This window comes from Emcibacter sp., assembly GCF_963675455.1.
In the GTDB taxonomy this organism is placed as follows: Bacteria; Pseudomonadota; Alphaproteobacteria; order Sphingomonadales; family Emcibacteraceae; genus Emcibacter.
In genome coordinates this window covers 711,001-729,674 of sequence record NZ_OY776217.1, presented here as the reverse complement: position 1 = coordinate 729,674, position 18,674 = coordinate 711,001, and the positions used below count along the sequence as shown (strand labels likewise).

Annotated in this window: 13 protein-coding genes; 6 read left to right on the top strand and 7 right to left on the bottom strand. The window is 54.6% G+C overall.

Annotation, left to right across the window (positions count from 1 at the left end):
- The first annotated feature begins 200 nt into the window (after nt 1-200).
- Complete coding sequence (locus ACORNT_RS03365; protein ID WP_321395354.1) at nt 201-2,756, top strand: TonB-dependent receptor; 2,556 nt, start codon at nt 201-203, stop codon at nt 2,754-2,756.
- A 73-nt stretch (nt 2,757-2,829) separates the two neighbouring features.
- Here ACORNT_RS03365 and polA read toward each other — a convergent pair whose 3' ends face one another.
- Both polA and ACORNT_RS03355 read right to left on the bottom strand, forming a co-directional pair.
- Nucleotides 2,830-5,607 (bottom strand): DNA polymerase I, encoded by a 2,778-nt coding sequence (gene polA, locus ACORNT_RS03360; protein ID WP_321395352.1) that lies wholly within the window; start codon nt 5,605-5,607, stop codon nt 2,830-2,832.
- A 39-nt stretch (nt 5,608-5,646) separates the two neighbouring features.
- Complete coding sequence (locus tag ACORNT_RS03355; RefSeq protein WP_321395350.1) at nt 5,647-5,844, bottom strand: zinc-finger domain-containing protein; 198 nt, start codon at nt 5,842-5,844, stop codon at nt 5,647-5,649.
- A gap of 203 nt (nt 5,845-6,047) precedes the next feature.
- Between ACORNT_RS03355 and ACORNT_RS03350 the strand changes: the two genes are divergently transcribed.
- Both ACORNT_RS03350 and nadB read left to right on the top strand, forming a co-directional pair.
- Nucleotides 6,048-7,028, top strand: a complete 981-nt coding sequence (locus ACORNT_RS03350) for an ABC transporter ATP-binding protein (RefSeq protein ID WP_321395349.1) — start codon at nt 6,048-6,050, stop codon at nt 7,026-7,028.
- Nucleotides 7,029-7,075: 47 nt separating this feature from the next.
- Nucleotides 7,076-8,710 (top strand): L-aspartate oxidase, encoded by a 1,635-nt coding sequence (gene nadB / locus ACORNT_RS03345; protein WP_321395347.1) that lies wholly within the window; start codon nt 7,076-7,078, stop codon nt 8,708-8,710.
- Nucleotides 8,711-8,798: 88 nt separating this feature from the next.
- Here nadB and ACORNT_RS03340 read toward each other — a convergent pair whose 3' ends face one another.
- Together ACORNT_RS03340 and ACORNT_RS03335 are read right to left on the bottom strand one after the other, a co-directional pair.
- Nucleotides 8,799-9,359 (bottom strand): porin family protein, encoded by a 561-nt coding sequence (locus tag ACORNT_RS03340; RefSeq protein ID WP_321395345.1) that lies wholly within the window; start codon nt 9,357-9,359, stop codon nt 8,799-8,801.
- A 290-nt stretch (nt 9,360-9,649) separates the two neighbouring features.
- Complete coding sequence (locus tag ACORNT_RS03335) at nt 9,650-10,048, bottom strand: DUF2794 domain-containing protein (RefSeq protein WP_321395343.1); 399 nt, start codon at nt 10,046-10,048, stop codon at nt 9,650-9,652.
- 244 nt (nt 10,049-10,292) lie between these two features.
- Between ACORNT_RS03335 and ACORNT_RS03330 the strand changes: the two genes are divergently transcribed.
- A complete protein-coding gene (locus ACORNT_RS03330; RefSeq protein ID WP_321395341.1) occupies nt 10,293-10,982 on the top strand; it encodes a glutathione S-transferase family protein in 690 nt (229 codons plus the stop codon).
- 102 nt (nt 10,983-11,084) lie between these two features.
- On the top strand, nt 11,085-12,983 hold the full coding sequence (gene htpG / locus ACORNT_RS03325) for a molecular chaperone HtpG (RefSeq protein ID WP_321395339.1): 1,899 nt from the start codon (nt 11,085-11,087) through the stop codon (nt 12,981-12,983).
- A 103-nt stretch (nt 12,984-13,086) separates the two neighbouring features.
- Here the strand turns inward: htpG and ACORNT_RS03320 are convergent, their stop codons facing one another.
- Entirely contained in the window at nt 13,087-13,764 is a 678-nt protein-coding gene (locus ACORNT_RS03320) for a DUF1223 domain-containing protein (protein WP_321395338.1), read from the bottom strand.
- A gap of 143 nt (nt 13,765-13,907) precedes the next feature.
- On the opposite strand from ACORNT_RS03320, the gene ACORNT_RS03315 reads away from it, so the two are divergent.
- Nucleotides 13,908-14,786: a hypothetical protein gene (locus tag ACORNT_RS03315; RefSeq protein WP_321395336.1), complete on the top strand. Its 879-nt coding sequence runs from the start codon at nt 13,908-13,910 to the stop codon at nt 14,784-14,786.
- Nucleotides 14,787-14,790: 4 nt separating this feature from the next.
- Here ACORNT_RS03315 and ACORNT_RS03310 read toward each other — a convergent pair whose 3' ends face one another.
- Together ACORNT_RS03310 and acnA are read right to left on the bottom strand one after the other, a co-directional pair.
- Complete coding sequence (locus ACORNT_RS03310) at nt 14,791-15,492, bottom strand: hypothetical protein (protein WP_321395334.1); 702 nt, start codon at nt 15,490-15,492, stop codon at nt 14,791-14,793.
- Nucleotides 15,493-15,583: 91 nt separating this feature from the next.
- The gene (acnA, locus tag ACORNT_RS03305; RefSeq protein ID WP_321395332.1) at nt 15,584-18,274 is read right to left on the bottom strand and encodes an aconitate hydratase AcnA; all 2,691 of its coding nucleotides are present in this window, start codon (nt 18,272-18,274) and stop codon (nt 15,584-15,586) included.
- Nucleotides 18,275-18,674 lie beyond the last annotated feature (400 nt).

Below are 18,674 nucleotides of genomic sequence, written 5' to 3'. Positions count from 1 at the left end.
TTGTGTAACATCAAATCAAGTTGTGCACTGGGCGGATCGTCGTTACATGCATATTCCTTAAATTTGGGATATTTTAGAAAGGGATATGCATACTGCAGACTGGGAGCATTTGCGGGAGCAAATGACGCTGCGGATTATCCGTTTTGAGTTGCCGGCTTATCCTTAATAATGGGCCAAGCTAACAATAAATGGGAGGATCTATGTCCTATCTTAAATATCTGAAAAACACCTCAGCTCTGATTTCAATTTCTGTACTGGCGACTGTCGCACACACGGCGCAGGCGCAGGAAGACAACTCAGCAATTCTGGAAGAAATTGTGGTGACGTCCCAGTATCGGGAACAAAGTCTGAGCGATGTGCCGATTTCCGTGAGTGTTGTCGGCGGTGCTCAGCTTGAAGAACAGTCCATTGAGCGAATGGCCGATCTTCAGTTTGCCGTGCCAAACTTCACCATGGCGGAAAGCGGTATCGGCACCAATGTCTTCATGCGTGGTATTGGTTCCGGCAACAACCAGGGATTTGAACAGTCCGTGGGGGTTTATGTGGACGGTATCCATCATGGCCGCGCCCAGCAAACCCGCCAGCCTTTCCTGGACCTGGAACGGGTCGAGGTGCTGCGTGGACCGCAGTCCATCCTGTTCGGAAAAAACAGTGTGGCCGGTGCGCTTAATATGACAACCGCCAAACCGACCGAGGAATTTGAAGGCTATGTCAGCGGCGCTTATGAATTTGTGGATACAGCCTATGAAGTGACCGGCGTCCTGTCGGGCCCCCTGTCCGACACCATGCGGGTCAGGGTTGCCGGTCGTTACCATGACAAGGATGGATATATCGACAACCTGACCCTTGATCGCAAGGAACCGCAGCAGGAAGACTGGGCGGTACGCGGTATCCTGGAATGGGACCTGTCCGAGGATCTGCAGGCCACCTTCAAGGTTGAGCGCAGCGCCTTTGATGTGGTCGGTCGTAACATTGAAATTGCTAATGAACTGCCGAACGGAGCCTTTCCTACCGGAGATCCGCTGGCGGGCATGACCTACAGCCAGATTCTGGTTTACGGTTTTGGCCAGGATGCTTCCGTGCTGAATAATACGCTGAATGGTCAGCGCAGCGCCAACGGAGACTGGAGTAACAACGACGCCACTGAAGCGGTCATGACCCTGAACTACGCGATGGGTGATCACATGCTGGAAAGTATTACCGGCTACTCCAAATTTAAATATGATGAAGTCTGCGATTGTGATTTTACCGGAGCTAATGTTTTCTCCCTGCCGATCCAGGAAGAATATGAACAATTCTCCCAGGAAATTCGTTTGACGTCACCCGGCGGTGAAACCATCGACTATATTCTGGGGGCTTATTTCCAGACCAGTGACCATGACTACAAGGATCAGTTCCTGATTGATGACACGTCGGTTTTGGTCCCGGCCCTGAATACCAATCCAAATCTGGCACCCTTTGCGCCGTTGTTTGGTGCACTTTCAGCATACGGCTTTACCGGCGCAGGTGATCTTCTGGCCAATACGGCGACACCTCGTCAGGCGCATGTTGACGCGGACGTTTATTCCGCCTTTGCCCAGCTTACCTGGAATATTAATGAACAATTCTCCTTGCAACTGGGTGGCCGTCTCACACATGAGAAAAAGAGCGGCACGAAAAGCATCTGGGTGGAAAATATCGATGGTACGCCGCTTGAAGGCGTTCAGCAACTGGCCCCTGATTTCAGTGGCCTGGTTTTCGACCTTGCTACCAGCAATGCCATTGCCGGCAATTTAGAGGAGTTCCTGACGCCTTTCTTTGGTGCGCCCACTGCCGCAGCGCTTGCTGCAGGTTATGGGAGTACCTTCGCCGGAAACGCGCTGGTGCTCGGCTCATTCCCGGTGGCGGTGGATCGCAGCGAGACGAAGTTCACGCCTGATATCAAGCTGCAGTATCGTCCCAATGATGATGTCATGCTTTATGCCAGTTTCTCAAAAGGCAGCAAATCTGGCGGGTTTGACTTCCGCGGTAACAACAAGGCCGCCTCTGCAACCATGGCGGATGCCTTTGAGTATGAAGATGAAAAAGCCACCAACTATGAAGTGGGCGGAAAACTGACTCTGGCCGACGGCGCAGCAGAGCTGAACTTTGCCGGTTTCTTCACCAAATATAAGGATCTCCAAGTCTCCATCTTTGACGGTACGCTTGGTTTCAACGTTGGTAATGCGGCCAGGGCCGAGGCCAAGGGCGTGGAACTGGACGGTCGCTGGCAGGTTGCAGAAGGACTGACTCTAACAGGCTCCCTGGCTTGGCTTGACTTTGAATTCAAGGACTATTTCAATGGTCAGTGTTACTTTGGGCAGACTCCGGATTCTGTTGTGAACGGCGTTAATTTCTGTGATTATTCCGGGGAAACCAACCAACTGGCGTCCAAATGGCAGGGGTCTGTAGGTATTGATCACAGTCTGAACCTGACGGATGATATTTTATTGAACACAAATGTGAATATGTACTTCACCAGTGAATATCACGCGTCCGCCAATCTGAACCCGAACCTGATGCAGGACGGATACGCCAAGCTGAATGCCCGTATCGCTCTGACCGATGCTGATAACACCTGGGAACTGGCAGTGCTGGGTCAGAATCTGACCGACAAGAAGATTCTATTGTTCGGCGGTGAAACCCCGCTGGCCGGCAGCAGTTTTGGCGCCCAGTCCACATATAACTTCCTGAGCCAGGGCCGGACCATTATGATCCAGGGCACCTATAATTTCTAAGGTTTCTGAAGCTGAATAAAAAAAGGCGGGAGAAAACTCCCGCCTTTTTTATTGTTCCTTGTTCCGGTGACGTCTAGTGGGCCTGGTCCCAGTTGTCGCCCACACCGCAATCGACAATAAGCGGTACCGATATTTCGACCGCCGGCAGGGGGGCGCCCTCCATCACAGATTTGACTACGGGAATGGTGTTGTCGATTTCCGCCTTGGGCACCTCGAACACCAGTTCATCATGGACCTGCAGCAACATCTTCGCTTTCAGGCCCGCCTTGTCAAGCGCCTCCGGCATGCGGACCATGGCGCGGCGAATGATATCTGCCGCCGCTCCCTGAAGCGGGGCGTTAATGGCTGCCCGTTCGCCAAAGGCCCGGCGCATTCCGTTCTTGTCGTTGATGCTGCTGATATGGCAGCGCCGTCCGAACACAGTCTGCACGTAACCGTGCTTTCGGCAGTAGGCTTTGGTGTCTTCCATATAATCGCGGATGCCGGGGAATTTTTCGAAATAGGCGTCGATATAATCCTTGGCTTCCCCTTTCGAAATATCAAGCTGACGGGCCAGGCCGAAGGCGCTGATACCATAGATAATGCCGAAGTTAATGGCCTTGGCCCGGCGCCGGACGATCGGGTCCATGCCTTCGATCGGGACGCCAAAGACTTCGCTGGCGGTCAGGGCATGAATGTCGATTCCCTCGTTGAAGGCGTCCTTGAGGCTGGCCATGTCGGCCACATGGGCCAGCAGGCGTAATTCGATCTGGCTGTAGTCGGCGGCCAGGAACCTGTGTCCCTCCTTCGGCACGAAAGCCTGGCGGATCTTGCGGCCTTCTTCGGTGCGGATCGGGATATTCTGCAGGTTGGGGTCGTTGGAGCTCAACCGGCCGGTGGTGGTGCCGGCCAGCGAGTAGCTGGTGTGGATGCGGCCCGTGTCCGGGTCGATCTGGGTCTGCAGGGCGTCCGTATAGGTGCTTTTCAGCTTGGCCAGCTGGCGCCAGTCCAGTACACGCTCCGGCAGTTCATGACCCTCGACGGCCAACCTTTCCAGCACATCCGCGCCGGTGCCCCAGGCCCCGGTCTTGCTTTTCTTGCCGCCCTCCAGGCCCATTTCGTCAAACAGGAGTTCCCCTAATTGTTTCGGGGACGCAATGTTAAATTCCCGGCCGGCCAGTTTGTGGATGTCCTTTTCCAGCACAGCAAGCCGTTCGGCGAAATCGTTGGACAGGCGGTTAAGGGTCTGCCGGTCGACCAGAATGCCTTCTTTTTCCATATCGGCCAGAACCGGGACCATCGGGCGTTCCAGGGTTTCATAAACGGTGACCATATGTTCCTGGACCAGGCGCGGTTTAAGAACCCGGTGCAGCCGGCCGGTGATATCCGCATCCTCGGCTGCATAGTCCGTCGCCTTGTCGATTTCCACCTTGTCAAAGGTAATCTGTTTCTTGCCGGTGCCGCACACTTCCTTAAAGGGAATGGGTTTGTAGCCCAAGTGTATTTCCGAAAGTTCATCCATGCCGTGGCCGTTGCGCCCCGCATCCAAAGCATAAGACATCAGCATGGTGTCATCCAGCGGGTGAATCCGGATACCGTGCTTGGCCAGGATCAGATAATCATATTTCATGTTCTGCCCGATTTTCAGGACAGCCGGATTTTCCAGCAGCGGCTTGAGGAGCTTGAGGGCTTCTTTCAGATCAATTTGTTCCGGATCCGTACCATTTCCGAGATCAAGTTCCCCGTCCGAATGGGAGACATGGCCCAGCGGAATGTAGCAGGCGCTGCCGGACTGAATACTCAGGGAAATCCCCACCAGTTTTGCCCGCATGGCATCCAGTGATGTGGTCTCTGTGTCAACGGCTATCTGGCGGGATTGTTCCGCTATCGTAATCCATTTTTTAAGGTCCTCACTATTTGTTACGGTTTCGTAACTTTCTTCGCCGGGGTTCAGTGCCGGCTGGGCCGGGTCTGGCGCAGTGCCTGAATTTGCCATAAAGGACATGATCTTGGTCTGCAGGGTCCTGAATTCCATGTCTTCAAGAAACGGCAGGACCGAGTCCGGGTCAATGTCTCTGACCCGGAAACTGTCCAGGTCAGGCAGGCCGGGCACATCCCGCTTCAGGGTGACAAGTTCCCGGCTGATGCGGGCCATGTCGGCATTTTCCAGAAGTTTTTCCCGCCGTTTGGGCTGCTTGATTTCGCTGGCCCGCTCCAGAAGCTCGTCCAGTGAGCCATATTCGTCGAGCAACTGGGCGGCGGTTTTAACCCCGATTCCGGGAACACCCGGAACATTGTCGGCGCTGTCTCCGGCCAGGGCCTGTATTTCGACGACCTTTTCCGGGCCGTGGCCGAACTTTTCGATTACCTGCTCGACGCCGATTTCCTTGTTTTTCATGCTGTCAAACAGGAAAACCTTGTCGGTGATCAGCTGCATCAGGTCCTTGTCGGACGAGACGATGCTGACTTCAAAGCCCTTTTTTTCTGCTTCGGTGGCATAGGTGGCGATGATATCGTCCGCTTCATAACCGTCGCTGTCTATGGCCGGAACATTGAAGGCCCTGACCGCCTCCCGGATCAGCGGGAACTGGGGGATCAGGTCTTCCGGTGCCGGTGGCCGGTGGGCCTTGTATTCGGGATATATATCGTTGCGGAATGTCCTGCGTCCGGCGTCGAAAATTACCGCCAGATGGGTCGGCCGCTCGTTATCGTCCAGATCCTTGAGCAGCTTGAACAGCATGTTGCAAAACCCCATGACGGCATTGACCGGGGTGCCGTCATGCCGGGTCAGGGGCGGCAGGGCATGGTAGGCGCGAAAAATGAAACCCGATCCATCGACCAGATAAAGATGCTCGGGTTTTTGTTCTGCCATTAATGTTTCCCTGTTTGTAGATGTGGTGGGGTCTTGAAGTTATGCCTGGCTTTTCAGGACATACTCGCGGCTGCAATAGGGGCAGACCACGCTTGTCTTGTTGCCCATTTCGAGAAAGACCTGGGGATGGCCAAGGGCCCCGCCGCCGCCGTTGCAGGCAACGCGTTTCTGGCTTGTCTCGATGATTTCGTGGGGGCTGGCTGGTGTGCTGGAAGCTGCCTGGGCGTGTTCAGTCATGGAAGGGCTCCGTCCGTGAATTTCTCTGTGATTGCAACCGCTTCTCCTGTCAGGTCCCGACGATTTGTCATTGACCATACCGGGGTCGGATGCTACCGATAACCTTGAGTATCAGAATTAACGTTCAGAACCGGATTTAACAAGAGGTTTTTGGCTTTTGGGCCGGTGAATTTCGAGAATAGTCTTTTTCAGGAAAATCTACCTTGGCAGTTCAGAAAAAACAAGCAGTTGCGTCCAGCGAGATCGCCTCAGAAGCGGCGCCCGAAGCGGCTATCGAGATACGCGGTCTTGAAAAAACCTACAAGGGCGGCAAGCAGGCCCTGAAGGGCATTGACCTGACTATTCCGAGAGGCTCCATCTTCGGGCTTCTGGGGCCGAACGGCGCCGGGAAATCCACCACCATCAATATTCTTGCCGGTCTGGTGCGGAAAACCGCCGGTACAGCCCGGATCTGGGGATTTGATATTGATGAACATCCCCGCAATGCCAAGGCATCCATCGGCATTGTGCCGCAGGAAGTTTATTTTGACGCCTTTTTCACGCCGCGGGAAATGCTGGAATTTCAGGCCGGTTATTACAATATTCCGGCTGCGCAGCGTCGCAGCGACGAAATCCTTGAAATCCTGAGTCTGTCGGATAAGGCCAATGTCTATTCCCGGACCCTGTCCGGTGGTATGAAACGACGGCTTCTGGTCGGCAAAGCCATGGTTCACAGTCCGCCGATCCTGGTGCTGGATGAACCGACGGCCGGTGTCGATGTGGAATTGCGCCAGCAGCTCTGGCAATATGTCCGGGAACTGCACAAGAGCGGGGTGACTATTGTCCTGACCACTCATTACCTGGAAGAAGCCGAGGAACTCTGTGACCGGATTGCCATTATCAATCAGGGTGAACTGGTGACATGCGACACCACGCCGAACCTGCTGAAGCAGCTGGATGAAAAACTGCTGATTCTCCGGCCCACGGTGCCATTGATGGAAATTCCGCCTTCCTTTGCCGATTTGAACGCTTCCCTCAACCAGGAAGGCGAGCTTTTGATTCACTTCAGCCCGAGTACGGTAAATATCGGCCAGATACTGGAACGGGTACACCGGGAAAAGATCGGCATCAGTGATCTTTCCACCCAGGAAAGTGACCTTGAGGATATTTTCCTGCAGCTGACCCGGGCCCGGGACGAAGAATAAGATCCGGGTAGATGCACCGGAAGACACGGGGACAGAGGACCTGAATAATGTCAAAAAAGAAATTTGAATTTGATGTGCTTGTGATCGGCAGCGGCGCGGCCGGCCTGACTCTGGCGCTCAAGGTGGCGGACAAGGCGAAGGTTGCTGTGTTGTCAAAGGCGGCACTGGATGCGGGCAGCACCAGCTGGGCCCAGGGCGGAATCGCGGCTGTCCAGCATGACAAGGACACCCTGGAATCCCATATCGAGGATACCATGGTGGCGGGAGCCGGCCTCTGCCACCGGGATGCAGTTTCCTATATTGTTGAACGCGGGCCCAAGGCCATCAACTGGCTGGTCGAACAGGGTGTGGACTTTACCCGCCGGGAAAATAACGGCCGGGATACTTTCATGGAGCGGGAATATCACCTGACCCAGGAAGGTGGCCACTCACACCGGCGTGTTTTGCATGCGGCGGATGCCACCGGTCGGGAAATTCAAATGTCCCTCGAGGAACAGGCGCGTGCTCATCCCAACATAAGCCTGTTTGAAAATCATGTGGCTGTGGACCTGGTCAGTGACAAGAATGCCGACCCGGCCCAAAGAAAATGCATCGGTGCCTATGTCCTTGATACCAAACGGGGGATGGTGGATGTTTTTCAGGCCAAGATGACGGTGCTGGCCACCGGCGGGGCCAGCCGTGTCTATCTTTATACCTCGAACCCTGACGGGTCCACCGGGGACGGTATTGCCCTGGCCTGGCGCTTCGGCTGCCGGGTGGCCAATATGGAATTCAACCAGTTTCATCCCACCTGCCTGTATCACCCGGAAGCCCGTACCTTCCTGCTGACCGAGGCCCTGCGCGGCGAAGGCGCCTACCTGCGCCTGTCCAACGGGGAACGGTTTATGCCGCGTTTTCACGAACGGGCCGAACTTGCCCCCCGTGATATTGTCGCCCGGGCCATCGACCATGAAATGAAGCGTCTGGGGGACGCCTGCGTGTACCTGGATATCACCCACAAGGATCCGGAATTCGTCAAAAGCCATTTCCCGACTATTTACCAGCGCTGCCTGAAGCTTGGCTACGATCTGACCAAACAGCCGATTCCGGTGGTGCCGGCGGCCCATTATACCTGCGGCGGGGTGATGACCGATCTGCATGGCCGGACCGATGTGAATAACCTTTATGCCATTGGCGAGGTGACCCACACCGGCCTGCACGGCGCCAACCGCATGGCCAGCAACAGCCTGCTGGAATGTGTGGTCATGGCTGAGGCGGCGGCGGAAGACATCCTGGCCACGGTGGCAAGCATCGCAAAAACCGAGCCGATCAGACACTGGGATGAATCCCGGGTGACCGACTCGGATGAGGAGGTGGTGGTCAGCCATAACTGGAACGAACTGCGCCATTTCATGTGGGACTATGTGGGCATTGTGCGCACCACCCGCCGGCTGGAACGGGCCGCCCGCCGGATCGATATGCTGGCCGGGGAGATCAGGGAATATTACAGTTATTTCCGGGTAACCTCGGATCTTCTGGAACTGCGCAATCTGGTGACGGTGGCCAACCTGATCATCCGCTCGGCCCTGCAGCGCACGGAAAGCCGTGGCCTGCACTATACGCTGGATTATCCGGAAACGGACCCGGATCTGGAAGGGGTCGATACGATCCTGAAACCGCCCCGGCGGCCGGTGGCGCGATAATACTCATAAAAAAGGCCCCACAGTCGGGGCCTTTTCTGTTTCTAAATCTTGTTTCTTATTTGAAACTGGAAAGTCCTGTTACCGGACCTTAGAAGTTATATACCAAACCGGTCAGAATTTGGATGTTGCTGACATCGGATTCATAATCCGTGTAAGCTAAAGTGGCACGTACGCTGAGGTTTTTGGTGAAGGCATATTCTGTGCCGGCACCAAAACGAATACCGTCCATATCCGCGGCATCTGACTCGTTGCCGACATTTGCGGTCAGGCGTGCATTTTCATAACCGACAAACGCAAAGGCGAGAATATTATTGTTTGTGCCAAGTGTGGTGCCGATTGTGGCGTCAACACCCAGTTGGCGCCCGGCATCAATGGAGGCGGTTTCGTCACCCAGAGACGCAGTGGATTCACCCGCACGGGCTTCCAGGCCGAGCAACAGGCTGCTGCCTACCTGATAACGATAACCTGCAAACAGACCGTAATTGAAGCCGTTTGCACCAACGTTTGCTGTGCCAGCATCAAAGTCAAGGTCGTTATATCCGACTTCTACACCGACATAGGGGCCGGCAAAGCTGTTTTCTTCAGCAAAAGCAGCTGTGGCGGTTGAAAGGGCGGCGACGCCGGCAAGGGCGAAAAGAAAGTTCTTCATAGGTAGTCCTTATTTATATTATTAGAATATTATTCGGCTATAACATGCGGTCGTCTATGATCTGTGTCGATAGCCTTGAGGGAGGAATTGCCCGAAGAAAAAGGCAAAAAAAAGGCTTAATATCAATTAATTAAATTAATATTTTCGCGATTCTTAACGCGCCATAATTTCTGTAAATGGTAAAATCAAGAAGGACAATATCCGTTTCATCGCAAGAATATGTTATTTTGCCGAATATTATTTTGAATAGTTTTTGTTGGTAACAAATCGATGAAAGTCGGGGGTGGGGATTAGACCAGCTTGATCAGTTTGCGGTCGAAATATTTCAGAAGAGTGATGAGGTCCTGTCCCCGTTTTAACACCTTGCCCTGGGCGGACAGGATGGAAAAGGCGCCCTGCTTGTTGCGCAGGGCCGGATTTTTAACGATCTGGTAGACAGGTCGTTCACTGGCGTTGCGATAAAAAGCGAAGCTTGCCACATCCCGGCCCGGGTTCATGGCGTAATCCTTCCATTCACCGGCGGCGACCATTCGGCCGTAGACATTCAGGATGGCCTGCATTTCCTGCATGGTGAAAAAGATCTGGTCCGGTACGCGACCGGCCGGGCCGTCCTGGAAGGGAATGATTGTCGGAGTCTGTTCACTCATGCCTGAAGGATGGGCATTTTTGGCGCTGAATGCAAGTCCCATGTCGCTGCAGCCGGCCCGTCCCCGGCAGGACTGCCCCAAAATTGCCCAGATTCCATCTCACTCGCGCCCCATTCGGCGCTTACTCTTGAAACTGCTAAATCCCCTCGAGCCAGTTATCCGGATTGAACATCCCCTTACTACCCCTTACACCCTGCTTCAGTCCGATAACTGGCTTCTTTTTTTCTCCCGACATGATATTGTTTTCCCCGTGTTTAACCCTGAGGTTTAACAATGGGAGAAGGTCATGAAACTCTATGAACTGGTAGGTCAGGACCCGACGCAGGGCTTCAGCCCCTATGTCTGGCGGACAAGAATGGCGCTGGCGCACAAGGGATTCGAGCCGGAGATGGTGCCGCTCAGGTTTACCCAGATTGCCGATGAGCTGGCTTTTGCCGACTCCCGCACCGTGCCGGTCCTGGTGGACGGTGACGAGGTGATTACCGACAGCTGGCATATCGCCTGCTATCTGGAGGAAACCTATCCCGAGCGGCCGAGCCTGTTCGGCGGCGAGGTGGGCAGGGTTCAGGCCCGGCATTTCAACATGTCGAGTTTCAATCATCTGGTGATGCCTCTTTTTAAGGCCATTGTCGGGGAAATCTTCGAAATGCTTGAAGAGGAAGACCAGATTTATTTCCGCCGGAGCCGCGAAAAACGCCTCGGCAAGGCGCTGGAGGAAATGGAAGAGCACCGGGAAGAGAATCTGAACCTGTTCGCAGCCAACCTCTGGCCCTATGAGCAGACCCTGAAGGAATATGATTATTTTGGCGGTTCCTCTCCCACCTATTGCGATTACATCCTGTATGGAATTTTCCAGTGGGCCAGGGGGACGTCCCGCGCCCGGCTTGTTGACGAGAACAGTTCGCTTGTCGACTGGCAGTTCCGGATGGATAACCTGTTTGACGGTCTTGGCGGCCGGCTTCAACAGCGCAGCTAGGCGCGCAGACCGGGATTTGTGTGGGCTCAGGGGTTGAAATTCCCGCCTGTTTTTCCATATCTGAACCACGCGTATTCAGATATTAAGTGAGGGAAGAATAAAATGACCACCAAAACCGAGGACAAGGCACCGAAGACCGAAAAGCACGGTTTCCAGGCGGAAGTCTCCAGACTTCTGCATATGATGGTTCATTCGGTTTATTCAGACCGTGAAATTTTTCTGCGGGAACTGATTTCAAATGCCTCCGACGCCTGTGACAAGGTGCGTTACGAAGCCCAGACCAACAAGGATCTTCTGGAAGAGGATGCGGATTTAAGTATTACCGTGAAGACGGACAAGGCGGCCCGGACCCTGACCGTTTCCGACAATGGTGTCGGCATGAACCGGGACGATCTGATGTCCCATCTGGGCACCATTGCCCGGTCCGGCACCTCCGCCTTTATGGAACAGCTGTCCGGCGACAAATCCAAAGATGTCAATCTGATCGGCCAGTTCGGCGTCGGCTTCTATTCCGTCTTTATGGTGGCGGACAAAGTAGTGGTCAACAGCCGCCGGGCCGGCGAAAGTGAGGCCTGGTCCTGGGTTTCGGACGGGCTTGGCGAATATGAAATTGCCGAGGCTGACAAGGCGGGGCGCGGAACCGACATTACCCTGCATCTGAAAGAGGATGCATCCGAATTCCTGGAGCCGCACCGGCTGCAGACCATCATCAAAACCTATTCCGACCATATCGCCATTCCCATCACCCTGGTCACGGACACGGACGGTGAGGAAAGCTCTGAAAAAGTCAATGAAGGCACGGCCCTCTGGGTGCGGCCGAAGTCCGAGATCACGGAAGAGCAGTATAAGGAATTTTACCATCACGTCGGCCATGCCTTCGATGATCCCTGGATGGCCCTGCATTACCGGGCCGAAGGGGTGATTGAATATACCGTGCTGATGTTTGTACCCGGCCAGCAGCCCATGGACCTGTTTGATCCGGCCCGCCGGCCGCGCACCAAGCTGTATGTCAAGCGGGTCTTTATCACTGACGATTGTGAGGATCTGGTGCCCGGCTACCTGCGTTTCATGCGCGGCATCGTCGACAGCGAGGACCTGCCGCTCAATATCAGCCGGGAAATGCTGCAGAATAATCCGGTGATGAACAAGATCCGCAAGGCGGTGACCAACAAGATCCTGTCGGAACTTGAGAAGAAAGCCGACAAGGAGCCGGAAGCTTACGCAGAGTTCTGGAAGAATTTCGGCTCTGTCCTGAAAGAGGGCATCTATGAGGATTTCGAACGCCGCGATCAGCTCCTGAAACTTGCCCGCTTTGAAAGTACTGGCGCCGACGGCCTGACCAGCCTTGCCGATTATGTCTCGCGCATGAAAGATGGCCAGGAAACCATCTATTATATCACCGGTGACAGTCCGGCGCGGGTGCGCCGCTCGCCGCAGCTCGAAGGCTTCAAATCCAAGGGCCTCGAGGTACTGTTACTGTCCGATCCGGTGGATGACTTCTGGTTGCAGATGGTGCCGGAGTTCGACGGTAAAAAGCTGCAGTCCGTGACCCGCGGCGCGGCCGATCTGGACGAAAAGAAAGAGGATGGCGACGAGGCGGAAGAGAAAAAAGAGACGCCGGAACTGGACGCCCTGGTGGCGGCCCTCAAGGTCAATCTGGGGAATGCCGTCAAGGATGTGCGCGCTTCCAAGCGCCTGACCGACAGCGCCGTCTGCCTTGTGGCCGACGACGGGGACATGGACATGCATCTGCAGAAAATCCTGCAGGCCCATAACAAACTGGACGCCATGTCCGCCCGGGTGCTGGAAATCAACCCGGACCATGACCTGATCCGGGGCATGGCCAAGATCGCCGCCGGGGACAATTCCGTCGACCGGTTGAAGGACGCTTCCCTGTTGTTGCTGGACCAGGCCCTGATCATGGAAGGCGAAGCCCCGGAAGATCCGGTGGCTTTTGCCGCCCGCCTGGCTGATGTCATGAAGCTCGGCCTGGCGAAATAACACCCCATAAAGATATTGCATTGCATATACATAAAGAGAGGGCTCTGCCGGAATGGCAGAGCCCTTTAGTTTGAGGGGGGGGGTAATATTCCTCCGGGAAGATTTATAAGGGTTTTTCGAGCCTGATCCGGGCGGCGGACAGGATCACGCCGGTGTCTTTTTGCTGAACGAGAATGGCGTAATTGTCGCATTTTTCGCTGGCCGCTTCGGCCGGGTCGAGGGACAACATCACTTCGCGCCCGGTCCAGCTGCCGATGCGTTTCAGGCCACGGACCACATTGACATATTCCCTGGTCTGCCCGGCCAGTTCGCCGCTTTTGATTTTTACCGACCGGACCGTGTCATAGGCGACCAGCCAGATGCCCGTTGCTTCAGCCGCAGAACCGCTGCTGACGGTCAGGTTAATCATATCATCTTGAAGATACAGGGAAATTTCCGGGCCGATAACCGGCTTTTCCGCCTGTTCATCAATATATTTCTGTACCATATCCTGGCGGGATCCGACCACGGCACTACGCCCGTTGATGATCATTTGCGGTGTATAGACCTCGCCCCGGCTGAGAATGCGGCTGTAGTGTTTTTGCCGTTTGGTGAATTCCGGCCTGGCGAAGATATCCTTCCAGCCCAGGTAATTCCAGTAATCTACGGAATAGCTGAGGGCGAGTATATTTTCTTCCAGACTCAGTTTTCTCAGAAGATCGTCTGCCGGTGGACAGGAACTGCAGCCCTGCGAGGTAAAAAGCTCGACGACGGACAGCTTTTCGGCATTGACCTGCGACATAAACAGGCTGAATACACCTAATACTGATAAAATTATAACTATTGGTAATTGCTTTTTCATGCTTGTAAGATACATTTTTTGACTATCAAGTACCAATCACACTATGGTGATTTAGAGTAACAATATCAGATAAGGGACGGCAATTGACAAAGGCTGTGTTTCAGGTCGGTTCTTCCATCGCCGAGAGCTATAATTTTTTTCTGACGCATTTGTCACATTTTGTCAGGCTGGCAGCCGGTCCTTTTGTGTTGTGGATATTCTTCAGGGGACTGGAACAAATCCTGCTGAATGAATATGGCATTATTTTCAATACGACCTATGTGATCAGCCTGATCACGGCGGCCTTTGCCTTGGTCTGGTACCGGCAGTTTCTGCTTGGCGCCGCCCATGCCAGCTATACCAGACTGGTGGCCCAGGGATTCCGGGGTGGAAATTTTTCGCTCATCAGACTTGGCCGTGGTATCCTGAGAATAGCCGTTATTACACTGGCTCTGGTGGTGCCGACCATTCTGTTGTCGATGGCGGCAATTGTTTTTTATCAGACCGACGGATCATCCTTCACCCAAAAGGAACTGAATGAACTGGTTCTGAAATGCACCTTTGTTGTCATGGCGTTGCTCTCTCCGCTCCTGATCCGTTTGTCGCTCCATTCGGTGGGGATAGCGCTTGGTCGCCGCAATATGAAAGTTACCCATGTGTGGCAGAAAACCAGCGGTTTTACCTTTGCCCTCTGGATGATGAGTTTCCGGGCCTTTCTGCCCATCAGCCTCTATGCATGGGTATTGTCATGGATGCTCAGAGAAATTGTGCTTAAGGTAGAGATGCATTACCTTCTGGCCGTCCTGATTGTGAATGTCCCCTCGGCGCTGCTGACCTTTTTTATGCTGGCCATAGTCGTGGCGGCCAATGCGGAAGCTTTCCGGGTGCTGATCGGCGTTCGGGACGGCGATGCCCCGCATCGGGAAGATTCCGGTGTACCGAGGGTCCAGCCCGAGCAGGCGGCAGCAGGTCAGGCTCAATAACTTTCTAGTGGCACAGTCGGACCAGCTCTTCCAGTGAGCGGATGCCGAGCCTGTGGCTGGCATCCTGCCACAACGGATTTTCATCCGTTCCCACCAGATTGTCGGCCTTTGCACTTTCAGCCTGTTTCAGGAGAGTAGCGCAATAGTTCCGTAACGGCGTTGGCAGGAAAGATACCGGGTCAATGACCAGGCCGGGATCCGCATGCCGGATATGGCTGAGCAGCATCGAGCCGACCATGGCCGGCAGTCCCGATGTGGCTATGCCGGACTGGTCCCCGTCATTCCGGCAGTAAAGAATAAAATAATAGAATGTCCTGCCATCCCGGCGGATCAGCGAAACCCGGTCGTATTTATTACCGGCGTTCGAAGTGCTGACAGTCAGCTCCCGGAACGGCAGAACCTGCCAGTGATCGGAGGGAGCAGTCTCCAGAAGGGTGAGGTTGGTATCTTTCTGCAGGCTGCCCTGCAGATAGGCGCTGGCCAGGGCGGGCGCCGTGTTGTCCGGGTTAAAATTCAAGGACAGCAGGCAGGCGAGGGCGGCAAAGTCTTCGGCCCGATTGTCCGGCAGGGCAAACAGGAGGCATTGCTCGACACCGAGTACTTCTTCCAGCAGGCTGGAAAAAGTATCGGCGAAGGCGGCGCTGCCCGAATTGCGGCTGCAGTCCTCCAGGGCCTGAAATGGATATTGGACGGGTGTTGTGCTCATGCTGTCCAGATAACATAAGTCGATATCCCTATAAACATAAAAAAGGCCGGGATGAACCCGGCCTTCTGAATAGTCTCTGCGATGATCCGGCTTATGAATTGGCCAGGTTGCGCAGCACATAATGCAGGATGCCGCCATTGGCGTAATATTCCACCTCGTTGACGGTGTCGATCCGGCACAGCACCTTGATATTCTTGGTGCTGCCGTCGGCATAAGTGATCTTCACATCCACATCCTGGCGCGGTGTAATACCGTCGGCAATGCCGGTGATGTCGAAGCTTTCCGTGCCGGTCAGGCCCAGGGTTTCGCGAGTGTCGCCATCCTTGAACTGCAGCGGCAGAACACCCATGCCGACCAGGTTGGAACGGTGAATACGCTCGAAGCTTTCTACGATCACGGCCTTCACACCGAGCAGGTTGGTGCCTTTGGCGGCCCAGTCACGGCTGGAGCCGGTGCCATATTCCTTGCCGCCAACCACGACCAGCGGCACACCGTCCGCCTGATACTGCATGGAAGCATCATAGATGCTGGTCACTTCACCGGACGGATAATGGGTGGTCCAGCCGCCCTCGGTACCCGGTGCCATCAGGTTGCGCAGGCGGATGTTGGCGAAGGTGCCGCGCATCATCACTTCATGGTTGCCGCGGCGGGACCCGTAAGAATTGAAGTCCTCGCGCTTTACACCATGCTCCTGCAGATATTTACCGGCCGGGCTGTCGGCCTTGATGGCGCCGGCAGGGGAGATATGGTCGGTGGTGATACTGTCGCCGAGCAGGGCCAGAAGACGGGCATTCCTTATGTCGCTGAAGCTGTTTTCAGCGGTTCTGGACATGCCCTTGAAATAGGGCGGATGCTGAACATAGGTGGAGTTCTTGTCCCAGGCATAGGTTTCACCTTCGGCCACCTTGATGGCCTGCCATTCCGGCGTACCGGCGAAGACGTCGCTGTAACGTTCGATGAACATTTCGCGGGTCAGTGAGGAAGCAATGGCGTCGGCCACTTCCTTGTTGCTCGGCCAGACGTCTTTCAGGAATACGTCGTTGCCGTTTTTGTCCTGTCCGATCGGATCTTTGGTGATATCGATGCACATGGAACCGGCAATAGCGTAAGCGACCACCAGCGGCGGTGAGGCCAGGTAGTTGGCTTTCACATCCTGGGAGACACGGCCTTCGAAGTTCCGGTTTCCGGACAGAACAGAAGTACAGACCAGGTCGTTTTCATTGACAGATTTGGAGATTGGCGCTGCCAGCGGACCGGAGTTACCGATACAGGTTGTACAGCCGTAACCGACCAGATTGAAGCCGAGGGCATCAAGATGAGACTGCAGGCCGGCTTTTTCCAGATAGTCGGTGACGACCTGTGATCCGGGGGCAAGAGAGGCCTTGACCCAGGGTTTTTTGGTCAGGCCCAGTTCGTGGGCTTTTTTGGCCACAAGACCGGCAGCCATCAGCACGCCCGGGTTAGAGGTGTTGGTACAGGAAGTGATGGCGGCGATAACCACATCGCCGTGGCGGATGCCGTTTTCGTCACCTTCTACGGCAAAGGTTTTGCCTTTTTCAGCCAGTTTACCAAAGCTGTCGAGAACGCCATCAAAGCCTGTGGCGGCATCACTCAGGGCGACACGGTCCTGGGGACGTTTCGGTCCGGCCAAGTTCGGTACAACGGTGGAGATATCCAGTTCCAGGGTGGTGGTGTAAACAGGCTCCGGAGAGTTGGCATCGCGCCACATGCCCTGTTCTTTTGCGTAAGCTTCAACCAGGGCGACAGTTTCCTCGCCACGGCCGGAGAAGCGGAGATAGTCAAGGGTCTGGGCAGATACCGGGAAGAAACCGCAGGTGGCGCCGTATTCCGGCGCCATGTTGGCGATGGTGGCCTGGTCGGCCAGGGTCAGGTGATCAAGGCCGTCGCCATAAAATTCAACGAACTTGCCGACAACACCCAGTTCACGCAGCATCTCCACAACCCGCAGCACCAGGTCGGTGGCGGTGATGCCTTCCATCATTTCACCGGTCAGCTTGAAACCGACAACTTCGGGGATCAGCATGGACACTGGCTGGCCGAGCATGGCAGCTTCGGCCTCGATGCCGCCCACGCCCCAACCGAGAACGGCGAGGCCGTTGATCATGGTGGTGTGGCTGTCGGTGCCGACACAGGTGTCAGGGTAGGCAACGGTGCGGCCGTCCACGTCAGCAGTCCAGACGGTCTTGGCAATATATTCCAGGTTTACCTGGTGACAGATACCTGTTCCCGGCGGAACGGCGGAGAAATTGTCGAAGCTGTTCTGACCCCATTTCAGGAACTGGTAACGTTCGGCGTTACGCTCCATTTCCAGGTCCACATTTTCCTTAAACGCGGTCGGGGTGCCGGCCTTGTCCACCATCACGGAGTGGTCGATAACCAGATCAACGGGGCTCAGCGGGTTAATTTTCTGCGGATCGCCGCCCAGGTCAACCATGGCGTTGCGCATGGCGGCGAGGTCTACAACGGCGGGTACGCCGGTGAAGTCCTGCATGAGAACGCGGGCAGGACGATACTGGATTTCCCGGCTGTCCTTGCCGCGATTTTTCTGCCAGTCGACAATGGCCTGAACATCGTCGGTCGTGACTGTTACACCGTCTTCATAGCGCAGCAGGTTTTCCAGCAGCACTTTCAGCGTGTAGGGAAGACGGGAAACGTCACCCAGCTTTTCGGACGCGACGGGGAGTGAAAAATAGTCATATTCCTTGCCGTTCACATCCAGTGTGCGGCGGGTATTCAGGCTGTCTTGACCAACAGATGCCACGATTGTTCTCCTTTATTTATAAGACCAGTGTGGCAAGCGTTCAGGGCCCGTGTGGCCGGGCACCGGGAGTGCTTGCGAGGGGATACTCGCCGTTTTCTGCACCAAAAACATAGAATTCTCAAGGGAAAATATGCTTTTAAGAGTTGTTCTTAAGTAATTGAGGCAAAGTTGGGCCGGTGATGGCGGAAAAGCGGTAACGGGCAAAAGGGTTATTAGGTTTTTGTCACAAAAACTTCATCCTGAAATTGACAATCTGTTAAGTTTTTCAGTGCAGAAAGTCATGCATAAAATCTTTCTGTTTTCTTCGATAACTTACTGTTATTTTTAGATATTATAATATATTGCATTGCAACATAAACACTTCAGGAATTGGAAATGTTTTACCGGTTTTTCTCACTGA

Coding starts and splice junctions, on each gene's coding strand:
- polA (WP_321395352.1), bottom strand. CDS start 5,607: ATGGCAGAACAAAAACCCGAGCATCTTTATCTGGTCGATGGATCGGGT.
- ACORNT_RS03320 (WP_321395338.1), bottom strand. CDS start 13,764: ATGTCGCAGGTCAATGCCGAAAAGCTGTCCGTCGTCGAGCTTTTTACC.
- ACORNT_RS03355 (WP_321395350.1), bottom strand. CDS start 5,844: ATGACTGAACACGCCCAGGCAGCTTCCAGCACACCAGCCAGCCCCCAC.
- ACORNT_RS03330 (WP_321395341.1), top strand. CDS start 10,293: ATGAAACTCTATGAACTGGTAGGTCAGGACCCGACGCAGGGCTTCAGC.
- ACORNT_RS03310 (WP_321395334.1), bottom strand. CDS start 15,492: ATGAGCACAACACCCGTCCAATATCCATTTCAGGCCCTGGAGGACTGC.
- ACORNT_RS03335 (WP_321395343.1), bottom strand. CDS start 10,048: ATGGGACTTGCATTCAGCGCCAAAAATGCCCATCCTTCAGGCATGAGT.
- nadB (WP_321395347.1), top strand. CDS start 7,076: ATGTCAAAAAAGAAATTTGAATTTGATGTGCTTGTGATCGGCAGCGGC.
- ACORNT_RS03365 (WP_321395354.1), top strand. CDS start 201: ATGTCCTATCTTAAATATCTGAAAAACACCTCAGCTCTGATTTCAATT.
- ACORNT_RS03340 (WP_321395345.1), bottom strand. CDS start 9,359: ATGAAGAACTTTCTTTTCGCCCTTGCCGGCGTCGCCGCCCTTTCAACC.
- htpG (WP_321395339.1), top strand. CDS start 11,085: ATGACCACCAAAACCGAGGACAAGGCACCGAAGACCGAAAAGCACGGT.